The following is a 10,000-nucleotide window of genomic DNA, read 5'->3' on the forward strand; positions in this document are numbered from 1 at the left end:
GGAGTTTTGTCCCAGCCTCTATATTTATATTGGAAAAGGGGACACGGTTAAATTTGAAGGTGAAAAACCAATTACTGTAAAATTGGAAATCGAACATGAAATTCCTGCCAATCTGTATATAGAATTTACCAAAAAAGTATAGTCTTCTCACAGTGAGAAGACTATTTTTCATTTGCCAGCAATTCTACAGCAGGAACGTCCGCCGGAGCCCAAATAAGCGACAAAAGGTTTTCTCTTTTAAGCCAAATAAACTTTGAATGTTCAACCGGAACCGGATTTCCTTCAACAATTTTTGCTTTAATTGCAATTAAATCGATAATAAATGTATCATATTCATGAATATTTTCATTATGTATAGCGTACGTTTCAATTCTACATTCAAATTCCTCTTCAATCTCACGTTTTAATGCAGAAAAAACATCTTCATTTTCTTCCACTTTTCCACCCGGAAACTCCCAATGATTAGGTATAGACATCCGGGGGGACCTGAGCGCACATAAGATTTCATCTTGATCATTTTCAATAATGGCAGCAACTACTTTTATCTTTTTCTTCATAAAAATCACCTATCTTAAATTCATTCATTTACTAGCATACCATGCTTACCCCTAATAAAACTACTAATTTATGCTAACGTTGCAATACAAAGATTAAAACGCAGCTAAGTAATTCTGTTAAAGTCTAATTTTTCGGTTATATATGGTAAAATGAACATATTAAAAACATAATTATATTGAAGGTGATTAAATAAGTGAAAGAAGTAAGAAGCTGGTCTAAGCCAGAATTACCCAAACTAATTGGCAGAAAAAAAGTTGATTATTCTATTTTTCATTCAGGTACTACTATTCCTAAAGAATTTTATGAAGACTTTAATATAGCAAATGATAATTATTTATTAAAAACAGGTGAAACGAAACCGATTCAACTACATATTGATGGTCAAGTTTTTCATGCGAATTTAGTGTATGTTCCACGAAGAGATGCTTCTTCAACTGATGGTGCATTACAAATTCGTTATGACCAAAATAGCGAATTAAAGAATTTACTAAAGAGTAAATTTTCGACATCTTATCATTACATCGTTAATAATCGTGTTGATAAACAAAAAAGTCCCGTAATTATACCTGATAATCAGGCTGAGTATATAGATTTCTATCAAACTAATCAGCCATTTGTCTATAAAGTTGAAATTATTAAATTAAATACTCAAAATAATAAAAGATACTGGTGGGTCAACCAAGGACAAAGTGCAAAGGTAGAAGCTGATGGTGGTTTCCTATGGGCACCAAAACAAAATAAAAATGGAACCCCGTTAGCTCATCATATTGACTTATTAAGAGCTAAAAAAGGTGATTTTATTTTTGCTTATTCTAAGGGTGCCATAAATTATATGTGTATTGTGGAAGCGGTAGCGATTAGTAGCCCAAAGCCAAATTCTCTTTCTCAACATGGTTGGGAGCAAGAAGGGAATCTACTAAAAGTTAAATACTATCTTTTAAATCAAGCCATTCGTAAAGAAGAAATACCTCTAGACTGGCGCTTAGAGGAAACAGGACCCTTTGATCGCAATGGAAATGTGAAACAAGGATATTTCTATAGTGTCGGAAATCAATTTGTAGATCGATTATTCCCATCACTTTTTGACCGTTTTCCGAATGAGTTAAAAGGAATTTTAAAAGGCACAAATGAAAATCAAGAGGTTCTGCCAATGAGTAATTTAAATGATGTTCAACTAATTAATCATATATTTAGGTTTATCCAAAGCAAAGGATATTTTTATAAAGAATCAGACATTAAAAACCTATACCTAAGCCTAAAAACCAAACCCTTCGTCATTCTCTCCGGCATCTCTGGAACGGGTAAAACTAAAGTCGTGCAGCTTTTTGCTGAAAGTTTAGGGGCGACAATGGATAATGGTCAGTTCAAGCTAATCCCAGTCCGGCCAGATTGGAGTGATGGTTCGGATTTGATTGGTTATGTCGATTTAAAGGGTGATTTTAAGCCAGGGCCGTTAACGGAGATATTAAACGAGGCAAACAAAGCTGAAAATCTGAACAAGCCTTATTTTATTTTGTTGGATGAAATGAACTTGGCACGTGTGGAATATTACTTTAGTGATTTGTTGAGTATTATGGAAACGAAAAAGGAGAAAGATGGAAAAATTGTCTCTGATCCGGTGCTCAACCGAGAAGGCTATGAAAACCTTATGCTTTTAGATAATGTCTACATCATTGGTACCGTTAACATGGATGAGACGACGCATCCTTTTAGTAAGAAGGTGTTAGATCGGGCCAATACGATAGAGTATAACGAGGTTCAGCTTGATAACTTTGATTTTTTGGAAGGGACTTTAACAAACATCGAGCCAATTGCGATTAAAAATGAGCAGCTTGCTGGGACCTATTTGAATTTAAAAGATGCTTATGCGGGGAATGAAGCGCTAATCAAAGAGGTCACAGCTGATTTAGTTAGGATCAATGAGGTATTAACAGAAATCCAGAGTCAGTTTGCCTATCGGGTACGGGACGAAATTTGCTTTTATATGATATACAATGAAAAAGACGGGTTGCTTGAACGAGATGAGGCGTTTGACTTTCAATTCATGCAGAAAATTTTACCAAGACTTGCTGGTACCGATGAAACAACAGCTAATGTTTTGAAACGATTATTTGAAATTTGTACAAATCATACTTGGAGCGATTCTATGAATACGGCAATAATTAATGAGGCACGTTTCCCAAAATCAGCCCAGAAAATTCATCGAATGATAAAGAAAATTGACTCAGAGGGTTTTGTGTCATTCTGGTAAAAGTATTTTATAATTTTATTATGTAAACCATACGAGTGGAATGTTGGAGATACCATGGAAAATACAAGAGAACCAAAATTACTTTTAACAATTGAAACGCCTGATTTATCCCTTTACATAAAAGGTGTTCCATATGATCAGCGTTACCTCTCATTAAGTCAATATCGCAAATATCTTGACCTTGAAACCAATACCATGGAATTAAAAATTGTAGGTGAGCGGGACAAGGCACAAGTTTATGATGTAAGTTCCGATTCTTTAGTAGATTACGGTAAGAAATCTTTTCCACCGATTTTCTTTGAGAATGGCGTTTATCAAATTGTTATCACACCTAAGAAGAGTGAGTCTATTGAATTCTACCATGAACATCCCGGATTACGAAAGGCGGTTTCTTGGGTCGGTGAAAAGGAACACCCCCTTTTAATGGGGCAACTCGACTATCGGAATGAAGTTGGTTATTCCACTTTTTCCATTTTAAAGAATGGCATAGAGGTGCTGCAAGTTACGCTAGAAATTTTCCCTTCGAAGCTCAGTTATAAAGAGGATTATCAAAATTTGCTGCAGGAAGTAAATGACGAAATCTATAATTTGGCCTTTCATTTTATCAGAAAGACTTATTTAACAGGTTCGACTGTCTCTTCAGGAAAATCAACGGCTTCGGAGTTTTTTCGACTGATTGAGTGTTTCTTTCCGTCTTTTATAAAGGCGATTAAGCAAATTGAAGCATTTCCACATCATCAGTTGCAGAAGGAATATGAAGTGGTGCGTGGAGACCGAATCGGGAAAACTGATAATCGAACGAGAAAATATTTACAAAACCAACCTCATTTATTTGAAAAAATTGAGGAAGGAATCAGTTTTCATGATCAGAAGCTGCTACCTATTAAAGGTTTAAATGTGAAGAAAATCATTACCTATGATAACCTCGAGAACCGATTTGTTAAATGGATGTTGCTCAGGATGATACACAAGTTAGATGATTTGATTAGAAGAATAGAAAATAAGGAGAATACTTGGTTTCAGGTGGAGCAGGACCCAGAGCTACTGAAACGGATTCAATCGATGAAAGGTTTTCTCGTGCGAACGTTGAAACAGCCTTACTGGATACAAATATCCAAGTTAGATCGAACAGTGCTTAATTTAGTCATGCAAATGAAGCCTGGTTATCGGGAAGCCTATAAGACCTATCTGATTTTAATGAAAGGAATTATGCTACAGGGGGAAATGTTAAGGATGTCTCTAAAGGATGTTGCAACTTTGTATGAATATTGGACGTACTTGAAAATGGGACAAATTTTACGAAAACATTATGAAACAGAGGAACAGAATATTGTAAAGGTAAAATACGGTTCCTTATTTGTCCATTTAGATGAGTCGGCGTCTGCTAAACAGGTGTTCCAGCATCCAGAAACAGGAGAAAGGATTATTTTATCCTATCAAAAACGAGAAGACCGTTTGCCTACAGTTAAGCAAATTCCTGATATCATGTTGGAAATTCAGAAAAAAGACATTCCGTATTCCTATAACTATATATTTGATGCGAAATATCGAATTAATTTCGGTTACAGTTTGTCAGACAATGGTAGTGAACCTGGTCCGATGGAAGAAGATATTAACACGATGCACCGTTACCGTGATGCGCTCGTTGTTCGGAATGGTGAACCATACGAACGCCATGCCTTTGGTGCCTATGTGCTGTTTCCTTGGCATGATGAGGACAATTATGAAAACCATCCTTTTTATAAAAGTATTGGTGAGGTGAATATTGGTGGTTTGCCGTTTTTGCCAAATTCAGTGAAGCTAGTTGAGCGATTCGTGGAACGGTTGGTAAACAGTAATCCTGAGGAATTGCAGGAAGAGGGGATTTTACCACGGGGGTCTATTTCACATTGGGAATCGAAGTTGGAAGATAAAGTTCTTGTTGTATCGGTGAATAATCCGGATTGGTATACTACGGTTAAACGACAGTTGAAATTGCAAATTAAATCAAGTGTTCTGAAAAAAGAATGGGAAAAGGCAAAGCTCATCGCTCTATATGTTACGCAAGACGTGGCTGAAATGGTGGGCGAAGAAAACGGGATTACCTATTATAGTGAAATAGAAAATGTTGATATCATACTTGGTCAAGATGAGGCTTTTGTACAATTCCATTTGAAAGCATGGCACATATTAAAACACACCATTCGGCCGGTCGGCTATGGAATACAAAGTAATCTCGTCACAACAATTAATTTGCTTAAACAATCTGAAGAGCTACCAGAGCTGTTCATGAAGTTTGGTGAAGAGAAGAAGTTGTGGCGGATGTTGAGAAGGCTCACTTCCAAAGTTAAGACGAACCTAGATTCCATTGATATGGACAAGGCCACAAAAATCCAGGCCTACCAATTAGGATTCTATTCGATAGATCTAGACGTCCCGAGCAGAGAAATTCACGTTACCCACTATGATGAAGTAATAGAAACGATACCTTTGGAACAACTGAAAAACGAACCAACTCTAGTATTCAAACAGCTAAAAGACATAATATATAAATGGGGACAGGTTCATTGACCCATCTGAGTCAATGAACCTGTCAAGAAATCCAATTTTATATAATTCCTACAAGTGGAATATTAACACATACAAACCATATCACGTAAGGACTATAATTAGTTCAGTTTCGTAGTTTTAAGCCCAAGTAGTATCCTTGGTCGTTAGATGATGAGGAAGCATGTCTTTTTACAAGTGTTCTCGAAAAAATGATCTTTTTAAGTGGGTTAGTGAAGGACAAACCGGGCGCATTTCAACCTGGACATACAGAAGACTATACAGAGACCGTGCAAAATTCAAATATTCAACACAATAAACAAATAGAAGGGATTCCATGGGAGCTTTGGGTAAAAAAGGAGGGAGCAAAAGTCATCGAACCTGTATGTAAAAAGTTTAATAGTCAACTTCTTGTCGTCAAAAACTTGCCAATCATTGAAGATGCACTGGAATAAATGGAAAAAAGTTGCCGCATTTTTAAAATTATAGGGATAGACATCCATGCAAAAAACTTAAAAAATGGTGGTTGAAAATAAGCGATTTTGACAAAGACATTGTTCCTTTTCACCTAGTTTATTTTCAGGATAGGCCAATCGCTTCAATTGATTAAAAATTGGGGCGATGAATCTGTCCCCACGTACCTTTATTGCTATCAAGGTGAATGAAATTAAATAAGTCATATAAAATGGAATAGACCATACGTTCAGGTTTTGTTATTATAGCAATAGTCTGGTAATCTCAAGAGTGGTCAACATTACCCCCTAGTAAAGGGGGTGATGCCTATGATGACAACTTTTCAAGCGCTAATGCTAATGTTAGCATTTGGTAGTTTGATTGTGTCGATTATATCATTTAAAAACAAAAAGTAACCCACCCTTGAGTTGAAGAGCTCCGATAGGGTGGATTACTCCTTATGAGCTGACTCCCTTAGAGGGAACCTGCTATTGTGTGGACCGTTGGGTATTAGCCTACCCGCAGTCTTTTTAAATTTTATGCATATTCTAATAGTAGTATAACCAATTTGAAAGGAAAATGGAATGTATTCCTCTGATTAATTTATAAAGATTAGGTGGAGGGATAGGAAGCAATATAAAAGAAATCTTTCGTACGTTCGTGTTATGAAAATGTATAAAATAAATAATCAGGTAATCTCAAGAGTGGTCAACATGCCCATCGTAAAAGGTAGGATAACTTCTCAAACTCTAATAATTATGATCGTATTAACAGTTTAGAAATTAAGTAAAATTCACTGTCACTGCCATAATTTTTAAAAAGTATTGTACTTTAATTGAGAATTATTATCAATTGCTGTATAGTTGGTAGTAGTAAATATTTTATTAGAAAGGATGAACTACCCGATGCAAATATATTGGACGAAAATGAATAGGATTATTGAGGAAACGGCTGAGGTGAGAACATTTTTACTGGACATTCCAGAAGACTTTACTTGGGAAGAAGGTTCGCACACGCATTTTGCCTTGGAGGGCTTCAATGCCGGGGATAAACCAAATAAGAGCCTGGTTCGCCATATGTCCATCTCTACTTTACCGCATGAAGGTGTCATCGGTATTACAACACGTATCCGAAAGCAGTGCTCTGAGTTTAAAGCTATTTTAAGAGATCTTGAGGTAGGCAGTGAAGTGGCGATATTTAAGACTCATTCGAATGTACCATTAAAAAGAGAAGGTGAAAATGTATACCTACTTTCATCAGGAGTGGGTCTGGCAACGTTTAGACCACTTGTACTTGAATATTTTGAACGGCCTAACAATGTCAATTGCATTCATTCCTTGAACATCGATTCATCAAAGAATTTCTTATTTATGGATATTTTTCAATCCAAGTCTGATAAGAAGTTTACGGCACAGTTCGTTGATAACCGTAAAGACTACTATGAAGAAGTGAAAAAGTTAGCTGCGGACAAGGATGGACTTTTCTATGTTGTAGGTAGTGATGAGTTCCTATTGCAGAACATTGAAGTACTACTTGAGAACGGTATCAAGCCAGAACAGATGATGCTCGATAAACGTGAAAAAGAACTACATAAATTTTTCTCAGTTGATTTGTCCGTTTACTAATAACGAAAGATTCAGAAGACAAAGGACTAAGAGGGACAGTACCGGGAGTATCCTTTTTAAAAATGAGTTGTTGAGTGTGTTTGAAAAAGGGGTAATATGTTATGAAACGTGAAAATATACCGAAACACATTATTGCGGTATCGGCATTTGTTACAAATGAAAATAATGAAGTTCTTTTAGTGAAAGTTCAATGGAGGTCGGATACTTGGGAAATGCCAGGAGGACAAGTAGAAGAGGGAGAAGCACTTGATATCGCCGTTGCAAGAGAGGTCTTAGAAGAGACAGGTTTGGTTATTCAACCAATTGGTATTACTGGAGTTTATTATAATGCTACGAAACGAATATTATCCGTTGTTTTTAAAGCAAAATATATTAGCGGAGAAATAAAGGTTCCCCCTGAAGAAATAAAAGAAGCAAAATTTGTTGAGTTAAATGAAAATAATATTGAAAAATACATTACACGTCCACATATGAGATCTCGAACACTTGATGCAATGTATGCAAAGAATACGATTCCATACGAAACTTGGGAAGTTGATCCCTATAACTTAAAAGGAAGGTTATTCTAAGTTTTGGGATGTCGTGTTTGAAAGAAGGGATTATGGCCTTTCGTTGAAATAGTACTGGAGTGGTATCTTAATTGTAGAAAAACAGCCCTTAATTATCATTCTCAACTATTGCATGTTTTGAGAGGAACAGATACATATAGTTTTAATAGGGACCAGTGGATACAGAACACTCGTCCCAATTAATCAAAATTGAGTGGATGTATTTGCCTTTACTTTACTCATATCTCCCACACACATAAGATAGATAGTTTCCCGGACCACTCAGTATTTCAAGGCCTTGATTCTCTAGTTCTCCCCAAATTTTTCGGTCAAGGGAATAGGGCGAGTTCTCCTGTCGAGTTTGAAGTTCTTCCTCCGTAATTTTCAATACGAAATCTTGATCTTCCTTTTTTACAGTAAAATAGTAATGGTCGAGTTTTAATATTAAAACCTCATAAGAACTACCCCATTCTTTTAGTTGATCCTCGATACATTTTCCAACATGTTTTAAAAAGTCTTCACTCTTCATGTTTTTTGCCATCAATCCTCTAGTAAAGCCACTTGTATTCATTATTATGCCTCCTCTTTTTTTGAAAAAAGATAACGAAAAAAGCTCTTCATTGCATAGGGATACAACAAAGAGCTTACGCCGTTCGTTATCATCCTAAGCGATTGCTTAGCTGGTAGAAGCACCTTACCAAAAGGCAGGTTGCTGTGAAGTTATTGGGCCAGATCCCTCGTTCACTCGAGATAACCTATTCGATTAATATTATTTTACAATAAATGGGCAAAATGGTAAAGGGTGAATATTGATTCTACGTAAATGCGTCTAATTAATAAGGATAAGGATTAAATGCATTTAAACGTTAATCATTATTTTCGTAAAATCTTTTCCATTAATTTCCCTTTAGCCAATTCATCAATTAGTTTGTCTAAATAGCGAATTTCTCGCATCGTCGGTTCTTCGATATCCTCAACTCGGACACCACAAATCACACCTTTAATCAATGTCCGTGACGGGTTCAATAGGGGAGCTTCTGCAAAAAATGTTTCGAAATCTGTTTGGTTTTCTAGTTGTTCTTCTAACTGTTCCTGGTTATATCCTGTCAACCAACAGATAATCTCGTCAACTTCTGCCTTTGAACGGCCTTTTCTATCGGCTTTCGAAATATAATGTGGGTACACACTTGCAAAACTCATTGTATAAATTTTATGTTTAGCCATCATTCACTCTCCAAACTCCATAGTATCTCCGACTCTCGCGATAAATGAATAAATCAATTATAACATTATTGGTACATAGTAACAGGTTCCTTATCTCAATTATGTTAAAATACAATGATTCTCGATTGTATCCTTAAAAGTAGAATATATAGAAGGAACGAAAAATGATACTAACTAATATACTCGACTTCTCGATTGTAGAAGAAGACAAAAATCGAAATAGGTGTTGCTGGAAACATTGGAACTTGCCATTTCCGCTGATAAGCTTGGGTTTAAACGGTTTTGGGTTTCAGAACAACGCGATAGGTATTCAATTACTTCCAGTCCAGAAATGTTAGCAGTGTATTTAGCTTCCGTAAAGAATCGTATTCGGATCGGTTTCAGGTGGCGTAATGATTCCACAATGCAGTTCCTATAATTATAGAAGACTTCCAGATGTTAGAAGTAAAACAAATGTAGATAAAACTTTAACCATATATTAACAATGATATGCTATTGACCCTATCGTTAGAAAATGTTATATTTAGTAAGTCGCTTTTGAAAGACATTTAGATTTAAAAAATGTTGACATTATTAATGGGAATTGATATATTAATAAAGTTGCTTTTGAAGATATTTAGAAGTTTTAAAAAACGTTGACAATATCTATAGAAGTTGATATAATATAAGAGTCACTCTTAAAAGAAAGTTATTAAACTTACAAAAAAGAGTTGACAAAAATAATCGATTTGATATAATGGGAAAGTCACTTTTGAAGACTTACTTTGAACCTTGAAAACTGAACAAGACAAAGCGTTTTATAATTTTAAGCTAGT

9 protein-coding genes and 1 riboswitch are annotated in these 10,000 nt (G+C 35.6%); of the genes, 6 read left to right on the top strand and 3 right to left on the bottom strand.

Going from position 1 to position 10,000, the window contains the following annotated elements; genetic code table 11:
• Positions 1 to 161: 161 nt before the first annotated feature.
• Positions 162 to 557 (bottom strand): (deoxy)nucleoside triphosphate pyrophosphohydrolase, encoded by a 396-nt coding sequence (locus BN2144_RS13645; RefSeq protein ID WP_033828804.1) that lies wholly within the window; start codon positions 555 to 557, stop codon positions 162 to 164.
• A gap of 194 nt (positions 558 to 751) precedes the next feature.
• Between BN2144_RS13645 and BN2144_RS13650 the strand changes: the two genes are divergently transcribed.
• The 6 genes from BN2144_RS13650 to BN2144_RS13670 all read left to right on the top strand — a co-directional run bounded on the left by BN2144_RS13650 (position 752) and on the right by BN2144_RS13670 (position 7,982).
• On the top strand, positions 752 to 2,809 hold the full coding sequence (locus BN2144_RS13650; RefSeq protein WP_033828805.1) for an McrB family protein: 2,058 nt from the start codon (positions 752 to 754) through the stop codon (positions 2,807 to 2,809).
• Positions 2,810 to 2,863: 54 nt separating this feature from the next.
• Positions 2,864 to 5,359, top strand: coding sequence for a restriction endonuclease-like protein (locus BN2144_RS13655; protein ID WP_033828806.1), 2,496 nt, complete (start codon positions 2,864 to 2,866; stop codon positions 5,357 to 5,359).
• A gap of 188 nt (positions 5,360 to 5,547) precedes the next feature.
• Positions 5,548 to 5,790: a DUF6930 domain-containing protein gene (locus tag BN2144_RS13660; protein WP_033828807.1), complete on the top strand. Its 243-nt coding sequence runs from the start codon at positions 5,548 to 5,550 to the stop codon at positions 5,788 to 5,790.
• Positions 5,791 to 6,120: 330 nt separating this feature from the next.
• Positions 6,121 to 6,204, top strand: a complete 84-nt coding sequence (locus tag BN2144_RS21015) for a putative holin-like toxin (protein WP_407638072.1) — start codon at positions 6,121 to 6,123, stop codon at positions 6,202 to 6,204.
• 489 nt (positions 6,205 to 6,693) lie between these two features.
• The gene (locus BN2144_RS13665; RefSeq protein WP_033828808.1) at positions 6,694 to 7,413 is read left to right on the top strand and encodes a ferredoxin reductase domain-containing protein; all 720 of its coding nucleotides are present in this window, start codon (positions 6,694 to 6,696) and stop codon (positions 7,411 to 7,413) included.
• 101 nt (positions 7,414 to 7,514) lie between these two features.
• On the top strand, positions 7,515 to 7,982 hold the full coding sequence (locus BN2144_RS13670) for an NUDIX hydrolase (RefSeq protein WP_033828809.1): 468 nt from the start codon (positions 7,515 to 7,517) through the stop codon (positions 7,980 to 7,982).
• 214 nt (positions 7,983 to 8,196) lie between these two features.
• On the opposite strand, the gene BN2144_RS13675 is transcribed toward BN2144_RS13670, so the two are convergent.
• Together BN2144_RS13675 and BN2144_RS13680 are read right to left on the bottom strand one after the other, a co-directional pair.
• Entirely contained in the window at positions 8,197 to 8,532 is a 336-nt protein-coding gene (locus BN2144_RS13675; RefSeq protein WP_033828810.1) for a hypothetical protein, read from the bottom strand.
• Between the two features lie 82 nt (positions 8,533 to 8,614).
• Positions 8,615 to 8,718: riboswitch (SAM riboswitch) on the bottom strand.
• A gap of 116 nt (positions 8,719 to 8,834) precedes the next feature.
• On the bottom strand, positions 8,835 to 9,185 hold the full coding sequence (locus BN2144_RS13680) for a DUF2200 domain-containing protein (RefSeq protein WP_033828811.1): 351 nt from the start codon (positions 9,183 to 9,185) through the stop codon (positions 8,835 to 8,837).
• Positions 9,186 to 10,000: the final 815 nt, after the last annotated feature.

Origin of the sequence: Bacillus andreraoultii (assembly GCF_001244735.1) — a bacterium.
GTDB classification, from domain to species: Bacteria; Bacillota; Bacilli; order Bacillales; family Caldibacillaceae; genus Caldifermentibacillus; species Caldifermentibacillus andreraoultii.

Excerpts from the sequence above, each read along its gene's own strand:
- BN2144_RS13675 (WP_033828810.1), bottom strand. The coding sequence starts at position 8,532 with ATGAATACAAGTGGCTTTACTAGAGGATTGATGGCAAAAAACATGAAG.
- BN2144_RS13660 (WP_033828807.1), top strand. The coding sequence starts at position 5,548 with ATGATCTTTTTAAGTGGGTTAGTGAAGGACAAACCGGGCGCATTTCAA.
- BN2144_RS21015 (WP_407638072.1), top strand. The coding sequence starts at position 6,121 with ATGACAACTTTTCAAGCGCTAATGCTAATGTTAGCATTTGGTAGTTTG.
- BN2144_RS13670 (WP_033828809.1), top strand. The coding sequence starts at position 7,515 with ATGAAACGTGAAAATATACCGAAACACATTATTGCGGTATCGGCATTT.
- BN2144_RS13655 (WP_033828806.1), top strand. The coding sequence starts at position 2,864 with ATGGAAAATACAAGAGAACCAAAATTACTTTTAACAATTGAAACGCCT.
- BN2144_RS13665 (WP_033828808.1), top strand. The coding sequence starts at position 6,694 with ATGCAAATATATTGGACGAAAATGAATAGGATTATTGAGGAAACGGCT.
- BN2144_RS13680 (WP_033828811.1), bottom strand. The coding sequence starts at position 9,185 with ATGGCTAAACATAAAATTTATACAATGAGTTTTGCAAGTGTGTACCCA.
- BN2144_RS13645 (WP_033828804.1), bottom strand. The coding sequence starts at position 557 with ATGAAGAAAAAGATAAAAGTAGTTGCTGCCATTATTGAAAATGATCAA.